The sequence below is a fragment of the Bosea sp. F3-2 genome (assembly GCF_008253865.1).
GTDB lineage: Bacteria > Pseudomonadota > Alphaproteobacteria > Rhizobiales > Beijerinckiaceae > Allobosea.
Genome location: NZ_CP042331.1, coordinates 2,203,782 through 2,227,286, shown reverse-complemented (window position 1 = coordinate 2,227,286; position 23,505 = coordinate 2,203,782). Strand labels below are relative to the sequence as shown.

Genomic DNA, 23,505 nt, shown 5'->3' with positions numbered 1-23,505 from the left:
GAGGAAGAATGCGATTGCTCGTCATCTCCGACCTGCATTTAGAATTTGGCCCGTTCACGTTCCCCACTCCAATGCCGGATTTCGATGCGGCGGTTTTCGCCGGCGACATCGGGCAACCGATTTCCACAGCAGTTGAATGGATGGCCCAACAACGAGGGGAGCTTGGAGCGCTTCGGGGACGGCAAATCATTTACGTGCCAGGGAATCACGAGTTCTACCGGTCAGAGTTCAAGGCCAATCTGGCAGAGGGTAGAGCGGCTGCCGAACTCGCCGGCATCGAACTGCTTTTTCGCCGGACTGCCGTTGTCGGCGGCGTGCGCTTTATTGGGTGCATCTTGTGGACGGATTACCGGATCCGCGGAACGCCGAAGCCTTCCATGGTTCATGCGGGCCAGACACTCAACGACCATCGGCTGATCCGTTATCTTCAGGAAGACGGTCACTATAGTCGGTTTATGCCCTGGCATGCTGCGGCGGAGCACAGGCTTGATCTTGCCTTCATTCGGCACGAGCTCGGGACACCATTTGCCGGACCGACGGTGGTGATCACACACCACGCACCGCACCCAAAATCAATTCAGGCGAGACACGAAGGAAGCTCGCTCACTCCCGCTTTTGTCTCCGATCTTGGCCATGTGATCCAGGAGCTTCAGCCCGAACTCTGGATCCATGGCCATGACCATGGATCGCACGATTATCGGGTAGGTAGGACGCGGATCTTCGCCAACCAGGCTGGGTATCCGAACGTGCACGGTGACCGCGAAAACCCCGGATTTGATCCGCGCTGCGTCGTGGAAATATGACGCCGCGCCAACGATGACCGATCAGCAAAATGGGGTCTACATCAGTCTCGAGGGGCGTTAATGAGGTAGTCCCGAATTAGGCTGACTATCTGCTGCTGCTCACTCTCCCTTCGTTCGAGTATTCCAATGGTTCGACTAATCGACACTGATGGAAGGGGGGCTACATGTAGCGACGGGTCGGACGTCCAGGTGGCATTGCGCACAAAGGGTAGGATCGAAACACCAACGCCTTGCCGTACTAGTTCAACGATCGCTTCTAGGGAGTTGATTTCAAGGAAATCATTTGTCTTTATTCCCAGTTTTTGGAGGGCTCTATTTATAAGTATTCCAGTTTGTTGTGTTTTATCAAACCGTAGGAAGTGCTTTTCTTTTATAATGCCCTCCATTGATTGACCGCGGCTACTGCGGTGAGCAAGGAGAACCATTGGCTCTGAATAAAGGGGAGTCCACATTAATTGACTTCTGGCGTAAGCAGAGGATCGAACGGAGATCACGAGGTCAAACTCGCCAGTTTCCGCACGTCGATTTAGCTCGTTTGATTTATCTGTAGCGAGATGAACATTAAGCCGTGGGTGAGTTAGTTTGAGTTTCGCGATAACGGACGAAACTTCTCCCATCATAGAGATGAGCGACCCGACATTGATCGAACCAGCAATGTCGCCTGCGCCTGCCGAAGCGACCCGAATCTCATCGTAGAGTTTTATCAGGCGCTCGACCTGCGGGAGTATCGACTGACCGAAGCTGTTCAGCTTCGCGACACGCGAGGAGCGATCGAAAAGAGGATGCCGTAGGTCCTGCTCTAAGGCATTCATTTGCAGACTGACAGCCGACTGGGTCAGCCCGATTTTTTCAGCTGCACCGCTGAAAGTGCCGTGCTGCGATATCGCGACAAAGGTCTTGAAGAAGCGGATGTTGGCCATGAGAACGCCTAGTGTCCCGGTCTCATGATAGAAGCTCATTTCAAGAGAAAGAAAAATCAAATTTTTTAATGCCCCAGCTCGGCTATCATGCGCCCCCTCGGTCGCCTCAAGCCCTCGCGCCGATAGCCCGAAGCTGACGGCCGCCTCGTTCGGTACGCGGCGTCGCCCAATAGTTGGGGAAATGGTCGATGCACATCGTTGTACTCGGAGCGGGAGTGATCGGACTGACCACCGCTTGGGAATTGGCCGAGCGAGGTCATGAAGTAACGATTGTTGATCGTCGGCATGAGTGCGCCGCTGAGACGAGTTTCGCGAATGGCGCACAGCTATCGTATTCCTTTGTTGCGCCGTTCGCGTCGCCCGAAACCTTGCGCAAGCTCGGCGGCCTGTTGCTACGCCGGACTGGGCCGGTGCGCATCAAGCCGGTGCCTGACCCCCAGTTCCTAGAGTGGGCCATGCGCTTCCTGGCGTACTGTACCGATGCGGCGGTGGCTGAGACGACCAAGGCGCAGCTTGCACTCTCAGGTTTGAGCAAAGCCCGGCTTTCGGAACTCGCTCGTGCCGAAGATCTGTCCTTTGATCGGCGGGTCACTGGCAAATTGGTGTTCTATCGGAAGGTGAATAGCTTCGCCGCTGCCCGGCGCCAGATCGAACGACAGGCTGCAGAAGGTGCAGCTCAGACCATTCTCAGCGCTAGCGAGTGCCTGGCATTGGAGCCCAGTCTGAGGGTTCCGCTCGGCGAGATGGCCGGTGGTGTCTATACGCCTAGCGAGGAGGTCGGCGATTGCCTGAAGTTCTGTCGGGAGCTTAAGGATCGCCTCGATCGGCGAGCCAACGTGAAATTTGAGCTGGGCTTCCATGCTCGAAGCCTGATCGTTTCACAGGGCCAAGTTTTGGGTGCTGCCGGCAGCCAAGGCGATCTGCGTGCTGATCTGGTGGTCATTGCACTCGGGGCTGACGCGCCCGCTTTCGTTCGAGGAGCGGGTATCTCGCTCCCGATCTATCCAATGAAGGGGTATTCGATTACCGCGAGGGCTAAGCCACGAGCGCCAGCCCTACAGCATTCCGTGACCGATTCCGATCGAAAGCTCGTATTTGCGCCCCTCACTCGGGATGGGCGACCTGTAGTGCGGGTCGCGGGAATTGCCGATCTCGTGGGGATGGACAGGGAGGTCCGGCGCCGCCGACTTGAAGCTCTGATGAGTCAAGCTTCGCAGACCGTTGATCTCGATCTGGAGTGTGATGTTCAGCCATGGACCGGACTGCGGCCGGCCACGCCGGATAGTCGCCCGATAATAGATTGGGCGCCTTTGAAGGGCCTCTTCCTGAATGTCGGCCATGGCGCCTTAGGTTGGACGCTTGCGTGTGGATCCGCTTGCCTCGCTGCAGATCTCATCTCCCGCCAACCCAATCCCGTTCGCGCGGACTGGTTCGGGCTCTCTCGCTGAAAGCAGGTGCGGCTTAACTGACTGATAGCACTCGAAATTTGCTGAAAGACTACGGCTTTATAATGAGGTTTTCTAATGTGAGAGAGTAGGCGAATTAATTTTATCTAATGGTCGATTTCGCCTAGGCTTTGCTTGCTGAAGCCGTTGAGCGCATCGCTCGTGGCATTCGGGCGGCTGTGCCCATGGTTTGGGCATGGCTGCCACAGCTGGAGTAACACCGATGTCATTGGATGCTGTCGCCGCCAGTCACCACCAGCTGCGCGGGCTTCCAGTCTTGCCTGCGTCTGTTCAGCAAATAGCTTATGTGGTTCCCGACCTGCGTCGAGCCATTGCGCATTGGGTAAACACGGCCGGGGTGGGACCGTTTAGCGTCCGGGAGCACATTGGATACAAGCAATTTCAATTCGAGGGAAAAGATTATTCCGTAGATTATAGCATTGCTCAGGCCTGGCATGGCGATCTGCAGATCGAGTTGCTTTGTCAGCATGACGACCTTCCGTCGGTTTTAACGAGATTCCCTGCGCCTTCGAATTCAATTCATCACATAGGATGCCGCGTCGAGGATTTTGATACTGGACGAGCACAGCTGCTTGGGCGCGGCTTTCGGGAAGTTCAGCGCGTTCTGGCGCCAAACGGGACGATCGCCGGCTTCTTCCATAGTGCGGAGACTGTCGGGTTGATCGAACTCGTCTATCTCGCCGATGGCGGCGCGGGGTGGCGCGAGCAGCAACGGTTGGCCCGCGAGTGGGATGGATCGTCCCTCTATGCCTAAGGGCCGACGCTCAGAGGAACGACGCTAGTTTATGAGGATCGTGGCGGACGGTGCAGTGCCAATTCCATCTTCGATAGTCGACAAGGTATTCGATACTGTCGTTATTGGCGGCGGCACCGCCGGCTGCGTCGTCGCTTCTCGTCTTTCCGAAAGTCCAAATCATCATGTTCTACTGATCGAGGCTGGTGCTGACCATAGCCGCGCGCGCGAGCCGGAAAGCGTTCTAGACACGTTTCCTCGTTCGTATACCGATCCGCAGTTCACATGGCCCGGCCTCGTTGCTGCGCAACGGGAATCCGGCGCGGCGGAGCCATTCATTCAGGCGAGGGTACTTGGCGGCGGCTCGATGGTGATGGGCATGCACGCGCTACGTGGGCTGCCCGCTGATTTTGAAGAATGGCAAGACGCAGGCGCGACTGGCTGGGGATGGGACGGCGTTCGTCCTTATTTCCAGAAGCTCGAACATGACCTTGAGCGCGACATTGGGCCGTATGGAACCAAGGGACCAATCCCGATCTGGCGTCATTCTCCTAAGGAATGGCCGCCGTTCGCGCAGGCACTCGCATCGGTACTTGCCAGCGGCGGCTTCGCACGGGGCGAAGACGTTAACAGCTCGTCAGAGGACGGGCTCTATCCGATGCCGTATAATACCCATGGCGGGGTTCGGATTACTGCGCCTAAGGCGTATCTGAAGGAGGGTGTAAGGCGGCGGCAAAACCTGACGATCCTCACCCAAGCGTTTGTCCGGAAATTGTTACTTTCCGACCGCCAGGCGCAGGCTGTATTAATTGACGTCCAAGGGCGCTCGGTCGCGATTAGGGCGCGTCAGTTCGTGCTTTCGGCTGGAGCAATCCAATCGCCGGCGATCTTGCTAAGATCCGGCATAGGCCCAGCATCCCACCTTCGAGAATGCGGAATTAACGTGGCCGCGGATCGGCCGGGCGTCGGATCGAACCTGCTCAACCATCCCATGCTTCGGGTCGCCTGTCGTCTTAAGACGGGAAAGCGCCATCCCCACGCAATCCGGCCTCACGGAAATAGCGTCCTGCGCTATTCGTCGCAAAAAGACGGCTGCCCAGCCAGCGACATGTTGATGTTTATCCTAGGTAAAACATCATGGCATCCCCTTGGCGAAACTATCGGTGCCTTGGGAATGTCGGTCTATAAATCTTACTCACGTGGTGAGATTAGACTGAATCAGTCAGCCGATCAGGATCTGCCAAAGATATCGTTCCGCCTCTTATCGGACGAGCGCGACCTCGAGCGCATGACCGACGCTTTCGGATTCGCGGCTGCGCTTTTGGCTCACGATACCGTGTCGCCGATGATCTCAAAGGTCTTCGTTCCCGGAAAATCGCCTCTTATTTCGCGTTTGGCTCTGCCGGGCTTTCGTAACCACCTGCTTAGCTATGGCCTATCGAAGGCCATGGATATCGCGCCACCCTTGGAGCGTTGGCTCATTCGGCTTGTTAGCGCTGCGTACGACGCTGCGGCGCCCAAGCGGGAGCTGAGAGACTTTGTACGCGAGGCGACAGTGGGGATGTTTCATCCATGCGGTACCTGTCGCATGGGCTCCACTTCTGATCCTGACGTTGTCGTGGGGCCGGATGGGGGCGTCGTTGGCTTCCGCAATCTAATCGTCGCCGATGCTTCGATAATGCCGACGATCCCTCGGGCAAATACGTTTCTCAGTACTCTCATGATCGGGGAAAAGATCTCTGATCATATCGCTTGCGAATAATAAAAAGCAAAGGGAGGGGAATTGAACTAAGTGAATCGCGATGAATAAGCGCTACAAAACTACAATAGGGGAACCACATGCCAATCAACCGTCGGGAATATCTGAAACTCTCTACCGCTCTGGCTGCGGGGGCGGCCATGCCAGCTATTTCTCCGAAAGGGGCAAATGCCCAGTCGCGCGCTGACACGCTGCGACATGTCATGGGAGCGGTGTTCTCATCGCTTGATCCGTCGTTTGCTGGAGCGACGCGTGAGAGCTTTCCGTTTTCCGTCAACGTATACGATCGGCTTGTCGGTTTCGGCCGCCGTGAGGTGCCCGGCGGCTACATGTTCGATATCAATAACGTCCGCGGCGAAGTCGCGGAACGCATCGATAAATCGGCGGACGGCAGGTCATATGTCCTCCACATCCGTCCGGGCACAACATGGCACGATGGGTCGCCCGTCGAAATCGACGACATCAAATGGTCGCTTGATCGCGCGGTGACGGCCATCTCGAATGCCAAGGCCCAGATGGCCGCTGGTTCGATGACTGACCCCGAGCAGTTCAAGGTTGTCGGAGAACGACAGATCGAAATTCGCACGGAGAAGTCAGACCGGCTGACGTTGCCGACACTTTGTCTGCCGTATATGCCCATGTTCAACAGCAAGTTGGTCAAGCGCAACGCGGCCTCCGATGATCCCTGGGGCATCAACTGGCTGAAAGAGAATGTCGCCGGTGGCGGTGCTTACATTGTCGAAAGCAACCGCCCAGGGCAGCAGGTGACCATCAAACGGAACGAAAACTGGAAGAATGGAGAGGGTGGCAGGCTGCCGTTCTTCCAGCGGGTCATCATCCAGACCATTCCTGACGTCTCGGCTCGGGCAAGCCTGCTTGAAAGGGGGGACGCGGACCTCACCCTGGATGCGGCTGCGAGCGACATCCCAGGCCTTGAGCAGCGTGGGGCAGTGCGAGTAGTCGCCGTTCCACAGTCGAACGCTTGGCAGTCCATAGCGTTCAACATGACGGCGGCACCATTCGACGATCCCAAACTTCGACAAGCCGTCGCGGCGGCGCTTCCCTACGAGGACATGTTCAAGGCTGCTCTGTTCCAACGCGGCAAGCCGCTGTTCGGCGCGAAATGGTCTGAACCGCCGGAAGCCGCCTTTCCTCAGCCGATGCCTAACGCGTTCAATCTAGAACGGGCCCGGGCCATCCTGGCTGAAAGCGGTTATCCGAAGGGATTGAAGATCAATTTCAGCTTTCCGGCTGCGGTCTCGTCGACGGTTGAGCCGATGGGAGCGTTGATTAAAGAGAGCCTTGGCAAGATCGGCATCGAAGTGACCGTTCAGAAGCTGCCGGACGCGCAGATGGTCACGATGGTTTCGGAACGTCGCCTTCACATGTTCTTCGACTTCTTCACCTCGTGGATGCCGACCCCAGACTATGTCACTCGCGTCTTCCTGATCGCGACGACGCGCTGGAATCCGAGCGGGTGGAGCGACCCCGTGGTGGCTCGGCTTGCCGAAGAGGCCAGATACGAGCGGGATCAAGCGGTCTACGACCAGAAGGTCAAACAGATCATCAAGCGTTTCCAAGAGGCTGTGCCGATTGCGATGCTCTGGCATCCGAACCACGACGCCGTGATCGCCAAGAACATTCAAGGGTACACCTATTATTACCATCGCGGCGCCGATTACCGCGACCTGCGCCGTGTCTGACAGGCCTGTTCGCCTCAAGCGAGGGCATCCGTAGCCGCGTGGTGGCCGTCGGCCCTTTCAGGGTCGGCGGGATGCCTTGCCTGGCGGCTGCGAATGCTTCGCGCGGCGCCGCGACAGGATCTGTATCTGCGGCAATTTCATCCGAACGGTCTAGCCGGTGCTCGCCCCCGGCCGCGATCCAGGGAGGCATCGAGGTCGAGCATGCAATCGAGTTACGACTACATCGTCGTGGGCTCCGGGTCGTCCGGAAGCGTCGTCGCCGCCAGGTTGTCGGAGGATCCGTCATGCACCGTCCTGCTTTTGGAAGCCGGCGGCTCGGACAAGTCTCTGAAGGTCGTGATGCCGGCGCTGGGGCAGAGTACCATGTATGGCGATCCCTCATTCGACTGGCGGGTCACGGCTGAGCCGGATTGGACCCGGGTCGGCCAGAAGGACTACATGCCCAAGGGGAAACTCCTCGGTGGCACGAGCTCGATCAATGCCATGTGTTTTCTGCGCGGGAGCGCCGAGGACTTCGACGCTTGGGCGGCCTTGGGCAATCGGGGCTGGGACTATGCCAGCGTCCTGCCGTATTTTCGTCGATTGGAGACCTATGAGGTCGGTGAAAGCCAGGCGCGCGGTGCGTCCGGTCCTCAGCCGGTTGGTGCGCTCCGCAGCCGGCATCCGATGTCGGATATTTTCGTCAAGGCCTGTGTCAATCACGGGGCGCCTTTCCTCGATGACGTGAATGGCGGCAGCTATGAAGGCGTCGGCTTCGCGCAGGTTTCACAGCGAAGGGGGCAGCGCTTCAGCGCGGCACGGTCATTCCTCTGGCCTGCATCGAAGCGACCGAACCTGCGGATACAGCTCAATTCGCTCGCGCAGCGCGTCCTGTTCGAAGGGCGCAAGGCAGTCGGTGTCGAGGTGATCCGGAACAATCGGCCAGAGTCAGTCCTGGCGCGAAAAGGAATCGTTCTGAGCAGCGGCGTTTTCGGGACCCCTCAGATCCTGATGCTATCAGGCATCGGCCCGGCGGAAATGCTGCGCCAGCACGGGATCGATGTGCTGATCGACGCTCCCGGGGTCGGGCAGAACCTCCAGGATCATGCGGGTACGCGGCATGTAGCATGGGTCGACATCAAAACCTTCAACATGATCAGGGGGCCGTTCCAGAAGTTGATGGCGGGGCTGGAATGGCTCGTCTACGGGACAGGGCCGGCCTCCAGTCCGATGACGCAAGCCGTCCTCGCCAAAAAGCTGGACAGCGGCGACGACAGATCGCGTTTCTCGGTGCTGTTCACGCCCGGCGGCTATGAGCTGCACGCCGGCGGCACGCGTTTTCTCGACAAGCCGGCCGTCACGGCCATCATCAACGTCCACCGTCCTCATTCGTCGGGTCATGTCGAGCTCCGATCGTCGGATTGCCGCGACCAACTGAAGATTCAGCCCAACCTCTTCGGCGACGAACGGGACGTGGCAACGCTGATGAAGGGGCATCGCGCCATCCGTGAGGTTTTCGACACGGAGCCGCTCCGCAGTCACGTCTTGGGTGAGTATCGGCCCGGAGTGGCCATCCGCAGCGATGATGAGCTTGGAGCCTATATCAAGGAAACGGCGAAGGGCATTTTCCACACGGCGGGAACCGCGAGAATGGGTTCCGTGGTCGACGACAGATTACGTGTCAACGGCGTCGCCGGGCTGTTCGTAGCCGACGCTTCGGTCATGCCCTTTGTCGTGAGCTCGAACCTCAACGCGACCTGCATGATGATCGGGGAGCGACTTGCGGAATGGCTCGCGAGCGGGGCGCGCTGAGCTCATTAGAAGGCAGTTTTGAACGGGATAAAGATGACGATGCTGAACGCTGGAATTGTCGGCCTCGGACGGTGGGGGCGAACGCTCGTGCGCTCGGTCGGGCGAGGTGCGTCGAGCGAGCGAATAGTCTTCCAGGCGGGGTACACGAAGACGCCGGCTCGACATGCAGAATTCGCTGATGAGGAAGGGCTGCAGCTATTCGGCGATTACGAGGAGATGCTCGCATCCGGCCAGGCAGGCGCCGTCGTGATCGCATCGCCCCATAGCGAGCATGTGGAGCAGATCCGCGCGGCGGCCGCGGCCGGGCTTCATGTCTTTGTCGAGAAGCCGATGGCGCTCGATGTCGCCAGCGCCCTTGCTGCGATCACGTCGACACGGGCTGCGAACGTAAAACTGGCCGTCGGGTTCAATAGGCGCTTCCTGCCGACCTATCGGCGGCTCCATCAGATCTTCCGGGAGGGCCGCCTGGGACAGCTCCTGCATATCGAGGGGAACTTCTCGGGGCCTTTCGGAACCCAATTCTCACCCGATGCTTGGCACGCCAACCAATCCGAGACGCCTGCCGGCGGCATGACGCTGATGGGCATCCATGTGCTCGACGCGATGATCGGGATCGCGGGCCCGATTGCCAATGTCAGGGCTCGATCGAAAAGGCAATTTCTGACGATCGACATCGACGATACGACTGATACCAACTTGGAGTTCGCGTCCGGCTGCACCGGGTATCTCAGCACCATGACCGCGACCTCTCGGAATTGGCGGCTGCAGCTTTTCGGAAGCAAGGGCTGGTGCGAGATGCGCGGCTACGAGCAACTCGTGCTGAAGATCGATGAAGACGTCAAAGTCTACGATTTCGAACCTGTCGACATCGAGCGGGCAGAGCTTCACGCTTTCGCCGACTATGTAACGGCGGATGCCGAATATCCTGTTCCGATCGAAGAGGTGATCGCCGGCATCGCGGCCCTCGAGGCGATCAACCGCTCATGTCGGGAAAATGCGGAAATCGACGTCGAATAACTGGCTTCTGTGGCCGCACTCGCTGAACAGGGCCCGAACGTAACGACGAAATCCGCGAGGCGCGACGGCCTCGCAGTTCCCCGATCACGCTGGTGCGATGCACTCCGAAAACCGTTCCGCATCGACATTCCCGCCGGACAGGACGAGAGCAACGGTTTTGCCGGCAAGATCCAGCTTGCCGGCGAGCGCCGCTGCCAGGGGCGCGACACCTCCCGGCTCGACGACGAGCTTCAGCAGATCGTAGCACACCCTTATTGCTTTGCGGACCTCGCCGTCGCTGACGGTCACAGCACCGCTGAGGTATTGTCGGTTGATAGGGAAGGTGAGTTCTCCGGGCGTGGGGACCTGCAGCGCATCGCAGAGGGTGGTCCGGCCTGGGGCGTTGGTCACCCGCGACCCAGCGGCAAGCGAGCGCGCTGTATCGTCAAACCCTTCCGGTTCGATGCAATACAGGCGGGTTGCCGGGGACGAGCGCTGCAAGGCCAGCGCACACCCTGCGGTCAGCCCGCCGCCGCTGCAACTCACAGCCAGCAAGTCGAGTTTCTGGCAGGCCTCATGGACCTGCTCGATGAGCTCGATCGCAACCGTGCCCTGGCCCGCAATGATCGCCGGGTCGTCATAGGGTGGGATAATTACTGCGCCTGTCGCGTCCGCGATCGCCTGACCGAGCGCTTCCCGGTTCTCCGTGGCCCGATCGTAGAGCCGAACGGTAGCGCCAAACCCGCGCGCCCCCTCGATTTTCGCCAGGGGAGCATCTGCGGGCATCAGTATCGTCGCGGCTATGCCTTTGCGTGCGGCCACCGCTGAGATCGCGAGCGCATGGTTGCCCGATGACCAGGCGACGATACCGCCGGCCCGTTCGGCCTCCGTCAGGGTTGAAACCCGGTTGAGTGCGCCCCGGAATTTGAAGGAGCCGGTTGACTGCAAGTTTTCTGCTTTGACGAACACAGTCGCGTTGAGAAGCTTGTCGAGCCTGTCGCTGCGGAGAAGAGGAGTTCGAACGACCTCCCGGCTAATCCGATCGTAAGCCTCGATAATCTGCTCCGGATCGATAAAGCTTGCTGTCCGGTTCGTCGCAATTGATGCGGTCATTCTCGATCACGCTTGTTGGGAAGTAGAAGTATCGGAAAGGCCGTACTCGGTTGGAGGCGCCTCTCCGATGAACCGCTTCACGTCTGGCCCGCCGCATTTCCAGATCGCGGGGACTGAGGCCAGGGCGGCTAAACTGAGAATTTCGTGAGTTTCTTTGCCCAGCCTCCGCCCTCGACGAACGGAGACACCGAGGCGATGTGATTCTTCACGCGTTCGAGGGACTTGTGTTCCAGAAATGCTGCTTCATCGACATATTGCTCGAAGAAGACGAATTCGTTCTGGTCCTCGTTGCTGATGCTGACATCGAACTGGAGGCAGCCTTTCTCAAGGCGAGACAGCTCAATGTGCTTTTTCAGCTTTTCAACGAAATCGTCGCGAGATTCCGGCTGAACTTTAGTGAGCGCGATGACGACGTAGGACATTTCTGGAGAACTCCGATTTCGCGAGGTTGATTGGCTCTGCTGTCACTTTGCCAGTTGAAGGAAACGGTCGGCCGACCGCAAAGCCTGGGCCGCAATCGTCAGGGCCGGATTCGTCGCCGTTGAGCTCGGCAGGAAGCTTCCGTCCACGACCCACAAGTTTGGGTGGTCGAAGCTCTGGCAGTATTCGTCGAGAGGCGCCGACGCCGGATCCCAGCCCATGCGCACCGTCCCGCATTGATGGGTTGGATTGCGAGTGTCGCGCACGGAGGTGAGGATGATCGGGTAGCCTGCTTCCCGAAGGTGTTGCGATACCGTCGACACGAACCTCTTGTGTAGAGTTTCGTTCGGTCGCCGCCATTCGAGGGTGATCGACATGCCGTCGACAAGAATGCCACTTTCCGGGGTCGGCAGGTCTTCACTCACGGCGAACCAGTCGATCGACCGCGAGGAGAGCAGGCGGAGCGCAAATTCTGGAGCCCATTTTGCGAAAGCCCGGATCTTGATGGGCGTGATCTTACCGAGAGCTTGAAGATGCCCGGCTCCTCGTGGCGCAGCGACATCGGCGAAATAGTAGTCGTTGGATGAGATGGTTTTCTGGTAAATCGCGTCGTTGCGCGTGAACGGATCCACTGCAACGATCGCCGTGCAGTGATGCACCATCAGATTGCGCCCGACCTGGCCGGATTTGTTAGCTACCCCGTGCGGAGCCTTTCCGTCTGCGGAACGAAGCAGAATCGCGGCCGAATTCACCGCGCCGGCTGCAAGGACGAACTGTTTGGCTTGCACCGTCTCGGCGGTGCCGTTGTGGAGGAATTCGACGGCGCGAATGGATTTGCCGGATTCGTCAAGCAGCAGCCGTCGAACGGTCGCTCCGGTCACCAGCGTAACGTTGGGAAGCTGCAAAGCGTCGGCCAGGAAGCAATTCTCCGCATCCGCCTTCGCCGGGTCACGGTTCGGCACGCTCTCCCAGGTTCCGTCCGGTGATGCCTCACTCCATTTCCTAATGTCGACGCAGAGCGGGGTGGTGAAGGTTGACAACCCCGTTTTCTCCAGCCTTTGGCGGGCAGCCAATATGCTGGGTTCATCCTTGTTTTTGGCGAGCGGGAACGGCGAACTGCGCCACGGCTCGGTAGGGTCCTCGCCTTCCTGTCCCATCACACGGAAGATTCGTTCCGCTTCCGTGTAATAGGGTTCGATTACCTCGTATCGGAACGGCCACTCCGGCGAAAGTCCTCCGAACTGTTCCGTCGCTTCGAAGTCCTTCTCGCGGAAGCGCGCCATGACGGCGCCAAAGAATTTCGTATTTCCACCGACATTGTAGTATGTGTAGGGCCTGAACGGTGTCGATCCCTTCTCTCCCCACATTTCATTGGCCAGATATTTTTGCTGAACGAAGATTTCGTGCGGTGTCGCGCCGAAGCTAAGCCATTCGCCGCGCTCCAGGATGAGAACGGATGCGCCTGACCTTCCCAACCTATTGGCCATGATGGACGCGCCGAGGCCCGAGCCGATTATGACAACGTCGTAAAGTGGAAAGCTGTTCATCTTACGGGCTCGGATAGGTCGGGCTGGCAACTTCGCGATCGGCGCCCATGCGCGGGAAAGTCCCGACCGCGCGCATGCCGCGCGGTTGTTGCCGCGACGAGGATTTACTTGAACTCTATCAGGATCTGGCGATGCGGCTTGTCGCCGATATTGGTCGCCATATGGGTCAGCCGCTCGACCGGAAGATCGGCGATCTGCAGGAAAGAGACGTGCCCTTCAGGCTGATGGGAGTCTTTTTCGCCCATGGCAGGATAGGTGATGCGCAGCTGGTTGTCCTCGGTGACATAGACATACATCCAGTCTCGCTTGTGGGTATGCATCCTGGTCGACTCGCCAGGCTGAAGCTGGAAATCCCAGACGCGAACCCGGTCATTCTCGAACAGGACTTTGGTCCCCACCCATTCGTCATCCGCTACTGAAGCCATCGAGCCCTCCTTGGGAGCAAAGTATTCCGCGTACTCAGTATGCCGAGGTCGTTTTTTCAGTCGTCCGCCCGAGGCCCATATGGTCATCGAGCGCGGGCGCCCCGACAGGATATTGAGAACCTAATTTGCCCTGACAGATGATGAAAGTTAAATTATCTGTCTCGTTTGATTGGGTTTCCTTATGAGTTGCTCGCCTCTCGTATTGCTAGAGCCTTGAGCGCTCATCAGCACAGCAGCGACCAGAGGAAGCGACTGGCAATCAGCAACCGGCGGAAGGCTGCCGCGCCCACAGGCCGGCGCGCATTGATGCCCGCGCCGCCTGTGGAAAGCTGTCACGTAACGGCAATCAGCCGCGATTGCGCCCCGCAGCGTCGCCTATAGCGAGGCGAGCGACGCCTTCTGGTCGGGTCCAGCCGGTGATGCCGAAAGCTCGTTCCGAAATGAGGGGATCGCATCCAGCAGGCTGCGAGTATAGCCCGATTGGGGAGCATTGAAGAGCGCCTTCGCCTCGGCCTGCTCAACGACCTCGCCCTTCTTCAGCACGACGATCCGCTCGCAGAGCATTCTGACCACATTGAGGTCATGGCTGACGAACAGGAAGGCCAGGCCTTCTTCCTTGCGGAGCCGGTCCAGCAATTTGAGCACGATCGCCTGAACCGAGACGTCCAGCGCGGCAGTCGGCTCGTCGAGCACGAGAAGTTTCGGTCTGGTGATGATGGCGCGGGCGATGCCGACGCGTGCCTTTTGCCCACCGGAAAGCTGGTGCGGAAACCGGGAGAGCAGCTCTCGCGGAAGCCCGACACGATCGGCGCACTGCTCCACTCGCTGTTTCGCCTGGGCCCGGTCAACGGCTTTTTCCAGCTTCAGAAGGGGATGCGCGATGCAGTCGAACGCGGTGTAACGCGGATTCAGGCTTTCATGCGGATCCTGAAAGACGATCTGGATTTCCTTGCGCAGCGGATGCGCATTGAAGTTGGAAGACGAAATCCTGCCGATGTCCTCGCCCCTGAACAGCAGCTGACCGTCCGTCTGGTCGATCAGGCGCGTGACAAGGCGCGAGATCGTGCTCTTGCCGGACCCTGACTCTCCGACGAGCCCGATGCTCTCGCCCTGCTTCAGCTCGAAGGAGACGTCGTTGACCGCCTTGAACCCATGGTAATCCTTGATCAGGTTCGTCACCTGGAGGAGCGGGGTCGAGTTGCGGGGAAGCACGTGGACGGTCGCTGCCTCGGGCGGCGTGCCGTCATCCTCGATAACGAGGCTGTCGATCGTCGATGTCGCGGTCGGCGAGGCGGCGACGAGACGACGCGTGTAAGGGTGCTTGGGGGAAAGGAAGACTTCCTCTACCGCTGCTGCTTCCACGACCTCGCCGCGCTGCATCACCGTGATGGAGTCGCAATATTGCGCCGCCAGTCCCAGATCGTGGGTGATCAGGATGACCCCCATGCCGCGTTTGGCCGCGATTTGCGCCAGCAGGTCCATGACGACCTTCTGCGTCGTCACGTCCAGCCCCGTTGTCGCTTCGTCCGCGATCAATAATTTGGGTTCGCACGCAATGCCCAGAGCGATCATTACGCGCTGGCACATGCCGCCGGACAGTTCATGAGGGTAGGATGCGAGAACGCGCTCGACATCCGTCAACATTACGTCTCGGAGCAGGGACAGCACCCGCTGGTGCCGGGCTTCCTTGCTCAGACTGGTATGGGCGGAGAGGGCGTCGTTGAGCTGTTGGCCGACTGTCCTGATCGGATTCAGCGCGCCGCGGGCATTCTGGAACACCATCGAGATCGCAGATCCGCGAAGGTGCTGCATCTCGAACTCGCTCAGGGCACGCAGGTCGCGACCGTCGAACTCGATCCGGCCGGAGGCGATTTTTCCCGCGCGATCGAGGAGCCGCGTGATGGCATAGGCGGTGACAGATTTGCCCGAGCCGCTTTCTCCGACGATGCCCAGCGTGCCGCCGGCTTTCAGGGCGAGCGAGACGTTCTTGACGGCCTCGACGGTTCCGTTCCGCGTTGAGAACTCGACTCGGAGATCGCTGACTTTGAGAAGATGATCGTTGTTCATGTGCGCATCCGAGGATCGAGGATGTCCCGCAGACCATCTCCCAGGAGATTGAAGCAGAGGACCGTCAGCATCAGTGCTGCGCCAGGGAAAGCCACCAGCCACCACTGGCCGGAGAGAATAAAGCGCGCACCCTCGGCAACCATGATTCCCCATTCTGCCGTCGGCGCCGTTACGCCGAGGCCGAGGAAGGAGAGCCCCGCCGCGTTCAGGATCGCCCAGCCGAGATTGAGGGAAATCTGGACCGCCATGGCGGGCAGGATGTTCGGGATGAGCGAGAACAGGATGATGTCGAGATGGCTGTCGCCGCAGGCGCGCGCGGCTTCCACCCAGCCGATGTTGCGTCGCACATTGACCTCGGCACGCGCGAACCGGATGTAGAATGGCAGGTTGATGAAGGCCGTGGCGATGATGATGTTCTCGATCCGGTTGCCGAGCACCGCCACCATCGCCATCGCCATCACGAAAAGCGGGAAGGCCATCAACACATCGACGACGCTGCCGATGACACGGTCGACGCGTCCTCCGGCATAGCCGGCGATGCTGCCGATCACGACCCCGGCCGCGAATGACAGCGCGACAGCCGAGGCGGCGATCGCCAGGTCGATCCGCACGGCTGCGATCAGGCGGCTCAGGATGTCCCGGCCGAGCTGGTCTGTTCCGGCCCAGTGCTCCGCGGATGGCGGCAGCAAAGCCTTCGTGACATTCGAGGCGATCGGATCGTAGGGCTGAACCCACGGCCCGAACAGCGCGAGGAAGACGAGGCAGGCGAAGCCGAATGTGGCGACGGCGGTGACCGGGTTGCCGCGTAGCACCCAGCCCACATGTCTGACGGTGGAGCTCATCGGATCGAAACCCTCGGATCTGCAACGCCGTACAGGGTGTCGATCAGCAGGTTCACCATAACAAAAATGGTGGCCATCAACAGAACGAAACCTTGGACGGGTGCGAAGTCGGACGAGAGAAGGGCATCGAGCGCGTAGGAGCCGACACCGGGCCAGGCGAAGACCTTCTCCACGAGAACGTTGGCGCCCAGCATGGTCGAGAAGACGACACCTGTGATGGTGATCACCGGAAGCAGCGCGTTACGCAGGCCATAGCTCACGATCACCTTCCAGCGCGACAGGCCGAGCGCTCTCGCCGTCCTGATGAAATCGCTGCCCAGTGCGGCGAGCATCGAGGCGCGGGTCATTCTCGCCAAGGGGGCCAGGACGAAGAGCGCCATTGTCGTCGCGGGCAGGATGAGCTGCGCCAACGCGGACCGCCAGCTCGCGAAGTCGCCGACAACCAGATAGTCGATCAGCAGCAATCCCGTGATGCCGGGCGGTGGGGCATCGAAGGCACCGATCCGGCCGGTCGGATCAGGGGCCCAACCGAGCACCACGTAGAAGACGTAGATCAGCAGCAGCCCCGCCACGAAGGTGGGCGCGCAGACACCCAACGAAGAGACGAACCGAACAACATGATCGAGCGCCGAGCCCGGCCTGAGAGCGGCGACGACCCCCAACGGCAGCGCCAGCGACAGGGCCAGCACCAGCGCGATGAAGGTCAGCTCCAAGGACGCAGGCAGCCGCTCGACTAGGTCGGCCACGACCGTCTGACCAGTCGACATCGATTTGCCAAGATGGCCCGTTGCGACATCACGCAAATAGTAGGTGAGTTGGACCGGCAGTGGCTTATCGAGCCCCATCGCCTTGCGAAGCTGCTCGATCTCCGCCGGCCCGGCATTCGGGTCGGAGGAGAAGAACACGGCTGGGTCACCGGGAAGAACGCGCATGAGCAGGAAGGTGAACACCAGCACTCCAAACAGAGCTGGCAACGAAGCGAGGAGGCGATTTCCGACCCTCGCTGCAATGTTGACGATGACCCTCATGATCAAACCCGCTTCAGATCCCGATAGTCCGCCCCGCGATGGAACCAGTAAGTGTAGCCCTTGATATTCTTCGCGACGACGGCGTCGTGGTTCGGATGCCAGAGCATGACGACCGGGGTCGCGGCGAGGTAGCGCTCGATGACTTGGCCGATCATCGCATCGTATTTGGCCTTGTCGGTCTCATAGCGCGCGTCGTCGCCGAGTTTGGTGGCGATCGCATCGTTCCAGCCGCTCGGATTCCAGCGCGTGGTCGCGGTCAGGAAGATTCGCGTCACATATTCGGACGTCGGCAACCACGCGGTGAAAAAGTCGAAGAACATCGGCAGCCGGCGCTCCGACACCGCTGTCGCCATCTGCGCATCGGGAAGCTTCTGCACCGCGACCTCGATGCCGATCTTGGCGAGGCTTTCCTTGATCAGGGCTGCCATCGGCTCGGCCGTGGCGGAGGCGCTGGCGGGGAAGGAGAAGCTGGTCTTGAGACCGCTCGCGTGGCCGCTCTCGCTTAGCAGCTTCTTGGCCTTGTCGAGATTATGGCGGAACGGCATGGGCTGCGGGATCACGTTCCGCGGCGGCTGGGTCCAGTCGGCTCCAAAGAGTCGCTGGCCGCGGCCGAAAAGGGCGGCGTTGAACATGTCCTCGTAGGGAAGCGCTGCGGCCACGGCCTGGCGCAGCTTCACGTCGTCGAACGGCGCCGCCAGCGTGTTCAAGGCGATCGACTGCCACGCATTGGATTGCGGCACTGCGACGACCTGCACGCGCCCGCGCTGCTCGAGCCCAGGGATGTCGCTGGCGGCGGCATCGAGCGTCAGATCGGCGTCGCCGCGTTCCAGAAGGCTCGCCCGTGCCGAAATGTCAGGGATCGTCTGCACGATGACGCGCTGGAAGAAGGGTAGGGCGCCGTCGGGGCCATTCTTCCACTTTTCATTTCGGCGCAGGACAACCTGCTGACCGGGACGATTGCTCTCGACCACGTACGCGCCGCCGCCGGCCGTGTTCTCCTTGAGCCAATTGATGGCCCATGGATCGTCCGACGTCGCGTGCTGCTTCGCGAGCTTGCTGTTGAACATCGGAATGTAAGGAACGCAGAACGTCGCCAGCGTGAGCCGGTCCGGCCGCTCGGTCTTGATCTCGACCTGCCGCTCGCCAACGACCTTGAACTGATCCGGGCTCGTCATCGAGCCGTTGTTCATTTGCGCCTTCGAGTTGCTGGCTGCGCTGACGGCGCGGTCGAGGGACCATTTGATGTCCTCGGCCTCCACCGGCGTTCCGTCATGCCATGTGGCGCCCTGCCGAATGTGGAAAGTGTAGGTCAGGCCATCCGCCGAACGATCAATCTTCTCTGCGAGCTCGCCGCGAATGGTGTCCATGTCGAATACGGACCCGCCCGGCACATCCTTTTTCCCAAAGGAGGCCAATCGGTCGTAGACATTCATTGACAACGGGAAGCTCTCCCGGGTCGCTCCTGCAAAGGTCGGGTCTAGGGATGTGAAGACCGCTCCCATGACGTGCCGCAAGGTATCTGCGCGGGACTGGGCCTGGGCCGGCATCGACCCGAGTGAGCCACCGAGCAGACCTCCCGCCGCGACGCTGGCTGTACCCTTTAAATACTCTCTACGATTGATCGCCATATGACGTCCCCTTGTTGGTGTTGATTGGCGAGTTGGTGGCTCAGTTGCTTTCGGGCGGGTTCACCAGCCCAGAGCGTGGCAGGAGCGCCTGGGGTCGGAGCTGGTGGCTCTGACCCCGGAGCCGGGCTCCAGCCGCGTCACGATCGCACCCATGCCGCAGGTGGCGGTGCGGACGACCTCGTGGCCCAGCTTTTCCAGGGCACTGGCAGTCGCTTCCGAGATTCCGTCTTCAAGAGAGAGACGTCCCGGGAAGTAGTTGTGCGGATAGAACGAATTGGGCACCGAATTGGTCGCAAATCGCGGCGCTTCCACCGCTTGCTGCGGGTCCATGCCCCAGATAATCGTGTTCAGGATGATCTGGAGGTTGCCCTGCGTCTGCGCGTCCCCGCCCGGGCAACCGAACGTGAAGAACTCACCCGAAGGCGCGGAAGCGGCATAGGCGCACAACGTGCTTCGCGGACGCTTTCCCGGTGCGACGCAGTTGGGGTGATCGCTATCCAGATTCAGCATCTCGCTACGGGTGCTGAGCGTGAAACCGAGTTCGTCGAGAAACACTGACTTGCCGAATGCGCCGCCGCTCGGCGTCGCTGCGACCGTGTTGCCGTGACTGTCGACGACAGAAATATGTGTCGTTCCGTATTCCGGGCCGACGGATTCGATCAGGACGGGCCGTGGCTTCTCGCCGGTAGTCGCGCCGTGAAGTTGCCCGGCAACAGGCAATTCCGGACAGGCACGGGACAGATCGATGAGGCTCGCCCGCTGGCGGGCGTAGTCTTTGTCCAGCAGATCGCTCTGCGGGAGGTCGCAGAACTTGGGGTCGGCATAATAAAATTCGCGGTCGGCGAACGCCAACTTCAGCGCCTCGGTGACGACATGAATGTATTGAGGCGTGTTGAAACCCAATTTCTTGAGATCGAAATGCTCGAGGATATTCAGCGTCTGTAGGACGATCGGAGCCTGAGACCAGAAACCTTGGCTCTGGATTTTGTGGCCCCGGTAAGTCACCTCGGCCGGATGTTCGAATTCTTCGGAATAGGCTTCGAGATCGTCGATCGTCAGGATGCCGCCGAGCGCCTGCGAGGCTGAGGCGATCTTCCTGGCCAGCGGCCCGGCATAGAACAGCTCGCGCGCCGCATTGAGGCCAGCCTGCCGGTCGGGCAAGTCCGAGGCGTCGGAAAGTTGCTGCAGAACACTCGCGAGAGCGCTCTGGACGATCAGGCTGCCGGGGGACGCAGCTCGCCCCTGCGGGTAAAAGAGCTCTGCGCCGGCCGTATTGAACAGCTGGAGCTGCTTCATTCCGGCTTCGCTCAGCCGGGAGTGCATATATTCGTAACAGACGAAGCCGTCGCGCGCATAGGTGATCGCCGGAGCGAGGATCGTCTGGAGCGGCAACTGGCCGTAGTCGCCGAGCAAGCGGAGCGTAGCGGCTACGACGCCGGGCGTCGTGAAGGTGGCTGGCGCGCTCTCGCCAGGGCCGGTGGCGATCGACTGAAGCCCTTTCTCGGCGAAATACTGTGGCGTCGCCGCAAGTCCCGCGGGGCCTTGTCCGCACAGGCTCCGAACCTGCCCCGAAGCTTCCCTGAGAATGAAGACGCATTCCGCGCCGAGCGAGAAGGAGGCCGTGGGCTCCACGACCGCGGCTGCAAAAACCGCAGCGGCGACAGCATCGAATGCGTTGCCGCCCTTGAGCAGCATCTGCGCCGCTGCATGCGAGGTCAGCCAGTGCCCGCTCGAAACGACAGCGTTCGTGCCGTAAATGACCGGCCGTGTCGTTTCGGGGCTCACTCGGTCGCCACCTTCGGCGAAGGATGCTTCGTCAGCAGTATTGGAAGCCTCGAAATTCATGTTTGACCTCGCCGATGTTGTTTTGCGCTGCTCAAGGTATTTTCTCGGCTCTACTCGGGGAGAATAAAGTGTCTTCCGAAAACAATACGTTCGAATTCGAAGTACTGCTTGGGAGTGGGACAAGCCGATCTGTTGATCAATTTACGGCAGCGCTAACATCAAGAAAAGTTAAATTGCCTTCATCGACATATTGGGTTTCCTCATGATTCAAGGTTGCGAAGAAGCGGTGCTCTCAGGCGCCGCTCAGATCCACTTGGCTGCGCAGTACCTGCCCGTCGCGCAGAGCGGTGAGATTGTCCTCACAGAGAGCGTGGGCGCGGGTTATGATTCCGGGGCTGCCGTAGCCTGCCGCATGTGGGGACAGGATCGCGTTCTCGAACGCCCAAAGCGGGCTCGTCTCCGGCAGGGGTTCCTGCTCGAACACGTCGAGCGCCGCCCCCCCAAGGCGGTGGTCGCGCAGCGCGTCGACGAGCGCGGTTTCGTCGACCGTTGCCCCGCGCCCGACATTCACGAAATAGGCACTTGGCTTCATCCGTTCGAGAAAGGGTGCGTCGACGAAATGTCGTGTCGAGGCTGAGGCGGGCAGGACACTGATCAGCACGTCGATGTGCGGCAGGAGATCATTGAGGTCGTCAAGAGAGATGGCTTCGTCGAGAAGCGCGGCTGGCTTTGCTGACCGCGAAATCCCTATCAGTCGGGGGCCGAACGGTTTGAGGCGCTTGGCGATCTCTTGTCCGATCATACCATAGCCGAGGATTGCCACGTTCGCCCCGTCGAGAGAGGTCAGGCTGGCGTTGAATGCGGCACGGTCCCATGAGCGCGTTTGCCTGCGCCGCTCCAGATCCGGGATCCGCCTGACGAGCGCCAGCGTGAGCGCAGCCGCATGCTCAGCGACAACCGGGGCCCAGACGTCGCTGGCATTGCACACGCTGGCGCCCGCCGGAACGCCATAGAGCTGAGCGCTCTCGAAGCCGGCGGACAAAAACTGAACGAGCTTCAGGCGGCTCCCGGGCCGGCGAATGATCTCCGCGAATTCCGCGGTGTAGTCCGTCGCCAAAATCAGGAGCGCATCGCTTCCATGGCTCAAGTCGGCCAGATCGGAAGAAATCTTTGCAGTGTGGAACGAGGCGCCGTCGACCCTGCAATGAATTGCGGGCTCAAAACCTGGGAAACTCGCGTGATACGAAACCTTCATTACCCACCATGGCTGGCATCTGTAGCGCGATGGTAGGATCAAATGATTGCGATTGCAATACGTGGGATCAAATGGTTCTAGGGTTGCGGCGTCGCGAAATTTGCTCCTGTCGAGCTTGCGTCGCCGGGGTGCGGCGCGCCTTCTGTTCGGCTCGGGCTCCGCGCGCCCGAGCTACCCATGCGCAGTGCAGATTTTGTGCCGCTGGCCGTCAGCCAGAAGCGCGGTGGCGCTTCAATAGCCGCGCGATGGCTCCACGACGTTCCGAAGTGGCTTCCCGCGGACCCATCTCTCCACATTATCCGTGAAGATGGCTGCGCTCGCGGCCGCATAACCGACGGAGCTGTCCGACGAGACATGCGGGAAGATCGCCAGATTCGGCACGTCCCAAAGCTTGGAGCCGTCAAGCAGGGGTTCCTGCTGAAAGACGTCGAGGACTGCTCCCGACAAATGCCCCTCGCGCAGGCACGCAGCCAGCGCCTCCTCATCGATGACGTCGCCCCGGGCAATATTGATCAGCCCCGCGCCTGGGCGCAGTTGACGCAACTCCTCTGCTCCGATGACACGGCGGGTTTCTGGCGTGAGCGGACAAGACAGGAGCAGATAGTCCACTTCTCCGAGTGCCTCACGAAAATCAGCTGGCGTGAACATCCGATCCACCGCTGGGTGAGGTGCGCCGTCTCGGCGAACGCCCCACACCTGCAATCCGAGAGCCTTGGCGGCCGCCGCCGCAGCGCCGCCGAGCGAGCCGACACCGAAGATCATGGCGACCTTCCCGCGTATCGGATCGCAGAAGGTGCGCTTCCACGAGCGATTGCGCTGCAGGCTTGCATAGTGGGGCGCGCGATTGTTCAGCATCAACAGCGCCATCATCGCGAATTCGCCGGCCCGAACGCCGTGGATGCCCCGGCTGTTTGTCAGAGTGGCGGAAGCGGGGAGCCAGTCCAGAGGCATCAGCTTCTCGACGCCGGCATTGAGCGAGTGCACGATCGCCAGTCGTTTGGCGTGAAGTTTCAATCTCTCCTTGTTGATCTGGCCGCCGATAAAGAACGTCGCTTTTTCTAGCGAGGGGAGATCCGGCGAATCGGTCTCTCCCTCGCTCACTTCAATCGAGGGAGAGACTGCGCTGACGGATTCGCGGAGCGCGGCGACGTCGATGCGGTGAACGGGCTCGGCGTTTTTCGCATTCTCGACATAGATCAAGAATGTTGGCGCGTCAGACATTGT

At 60.1% G+C, this 23,505-nt stretch carries 19 protein-coding genes; 7 read left to right on the top strand and 12 right to left on the bottom strand.

The window, feature by feature from the left end; genetic code table 11:
- The first annotated feature begins 8 nt into the window (after positions 1–8).
- Complete coding sequence (locus FQV39_RS10360) at positions 9–803, top strand: metallophosphoesterase (protein WP_187640238.1); 795 nt, start codon at positions 9–11, stop codon at positions 801–803.
- Between the two features lie 41 nt (positions 804–844).
- Here the strand turns inward: FQV39_RS10360 and FQV39_RS10355 are convergent, their stop codons facing one another.
- A complete protein-coding gene (locus FQV39_RS10355) occupies positions 845–1,723 on the bottom strand; it encodes a LysR family transcriptional regulator (RefSeq protein WP_187640237.1) in 879 nt (292 codons plus the stop codon).
- Positions 1,724–1,911: 188 nt separating this feature from the next.
- Here FQV39_RS10355 and FQV39_RS10350 point away from each other — a divergent pair, with 188 nt between their 5' ends.
- The 6 genes from FQV39_RS10350 (at position 1,912) to FQV39_RS10325 (ending at position 10,192) form a co-directional block, all read left to right on the top strand.
- A complete protein-coding gene (locus FQV39_RS10350; RefSeq protein ID WP_149130213.1) occupies positions 1,912–3,171 on the top strand; it encodes a D-amino acid dehydrogenase in 1,260 nt (419 codons plus the stop codon).
- Between the two features lie 220 nt (positions 3,172–3,391).
- On the top strand, positions 3,392–3,943 hold the full coding sequence (locus tag FQV39_RS10345) for a VOC family protein (protein WP_187640235.1): 552 nt from the start codon (positions 3,392–3,394) through the stop codon (positions 3,941–3,943).
- 31 nt (positions 3,944–3,974) lie between these two features.
- Entirely contained in the window at positions 3,975–5,684 is a 1,710-nt protein-coding gene (locus FQV39_RS10340) for a GMC family oxidoreductase (RefSeq protein WP_149130211.1), read from the top strand.
- Positions 5,685–5,761: 77 nt separating this feature from the next.
- Complete coding sequence (locus FQV39_RS10335; protein ID WP_149130210.1) at positions 5,762–7,384, top strand: ABC transporter substrate-binding protein; 1,623 nt, start codon at positions 5,762–5,764, stop codon at positions 7,382–7,384.
- A gap of 201 nt (positions 7,385–7,585) precedes the next feature.
- Entirely contained in the window at positions 7,586–9,175 is a 1,590-nt protein-coding gene (locus FQV39_RS10330) for a GMC family oxidoreductase (protein WP_187640234.1), read from the top strand.
- Positions 9,176–9,208: 33 nt separating this feature from the next.
- Positions 9,209–10,192: a Gfo/Idh/MocA family protein gene (locus FQV39_RS10325; protein ID WP_149130208.1), complete on the top strand. Its 984-nt coding sequence runs from the start codon at positions 9,209–9,211 to the stop codon at positions 10,190–10,192.
- An 84-nt stretch (positions 10,193–10,276) separates the two neighbouring features.
- Here the strand turns inward: FQV39_RS10325 and FQV39_RS10320 are convergent, their stop codons facing one another.
- From FQV39_RS10320 to FQV39_RS10270, 11 genes are all read right to left on the bottom strand, one after another.
- Positions 10,277–11,284 carry a threonine ammonia-lyase gene (locus FQV39_RS10320; RefSeq protein WP_149130207.1) on the bottom strand — a complete coding sequence of 336 codons (1,008 nt, stop codon included), beginning with the start codon at positions 11,282–11,284 and terminating at the stop codon, positions 10,277–10,279.
- Positions 11,285–11,412: 128 nt separating this feature from the next.
- Positions 11,413–11,706 (bottom strand): putative quinol monooxygenase, encoded by a 294-nt coding sequence (locus FQV39_RS10315; protein ID WP_149130206.1) that lies wholly within the window; start codon positions 11,704–11,706, stop codon positions 11,413–11,415.
- A 42-nt stretch (positions 11,707–11,748) separates the two neighbouring features.
- Complete coding sequence (locus FQV39_RS10310; RefSeq protein ID WP_149130205.1) at positions 11,749–13,251, bottom strand: GMC family oxidoreductase N-terminal domain-containing protein; 1,503 nt, start codon at positions 13,249–13,251, stop codon at positions 11,749–11,751.
- Positions 13,252–13,355: 104 nt separating this feature from the next.
- Entirely contained in the window at positions 13,356–13,676 is a 321-nt protein-coding gene (locus tag FQV39_RS10305; protein ID WP_149130204.1) for a cupin domain-containing protein, read from the bottom strand.
- A gap of 375 nt (positions 13,677–14,051) precedes the next feature.
- Positions 14,052–15,743, bottom strand: a complete 1,692-nt coding sequence (locus tag FQV39_RS10300) for a dipeptide ABC transporter ATP-binding protein (RefSeq protein ID WP_149133770.1) — start codon at positions 15,741–15,743, stop codon at positions 14,052–14,054.
- Positions 15,740–16,585 (bottom strand): ABC transporter permease, encoded by an 846-nt coding sequence (locus FQV39_RS10295; RefSeq protein ID WP_149130203.1) that lies wholly within the window; start codon positions 16,583–16,585, stop codon positions 15,740–15,742. The genes FQV39_RS10300 and FQV39_RS10295 overlap by 4 nt, the downstream gene beginning before the upstream one ends.
- Positions 16,582–17,613, bottom strand: a complete 1,032-nt coding sequence (locus tag FQV39_RS10290; RefSeq protein ID WP_149130202.1) for an ABC transporter permease — start codon at positions 17,611–17,613, stop codon at positions 16,582–16,584. The genes FQV39_RS10295 and FQV39_RS10290 overlap by 4 nt, the downstream gene beginning before the upstream one ends.
- A 2-nt stretch (positions 17,614–17,615) precedes the next feature.
- Positions 17,616–19,046 carry an ABC transporter substrate-binding protein gene (locus tag FQV39_RS10285; RefSeq protein WP_248313388.1) on the bottom strand — a complete coding sequence of 477 codons (1,431 nt, stop codon included), beginning with the start codon at positions 19,044–19,046 and terminating at the stop codon, positions 17,616–17,618.
- Between the two features lie 255 nt (positions 19,047–19,301).
- Positions 19,302–21,086, bottom strand: coding sequence for a gamma-glutamyltransferase family protein (locus FQV39_RS10280; RefSeq protein ID WP_149130200.1), 1,785 nt, complete (start codon positions 21,084–21,086; stop codon positions 19,302–19,304).
- Between the two features lie 232 nt (positions 21,087–21,318).
- Positions 21,319–22,281 carry a D-2-hydroxyacid dehydrogenase gene (locus FQV39_RS10275; protein WP_149130199.1) on the bottom strand — a complete coding sequence of 321 codons (963 nt, stop codon included), beginning with the start codon at positions 22,279–22,281 and terminating at the stop codon, positions 21,319–21,321.
- A 231-nt stretch (positions 22,282–22,512) separates the two neighbouring features.
- Positions 22,513–23,502 (bottom strand): D-2-hydroxyacid dehydrogenase, encoded by a 990-nt coding sequence (locus FQV39_RS10270; RefSeq protein ID WP_149130198.1) that lies wholly within the window; start codon positions 23,500–23,502, stop codon positions 22,513–22,515.
- Positions 23,503–23,505: the final 3 nt, after the last annotated feature.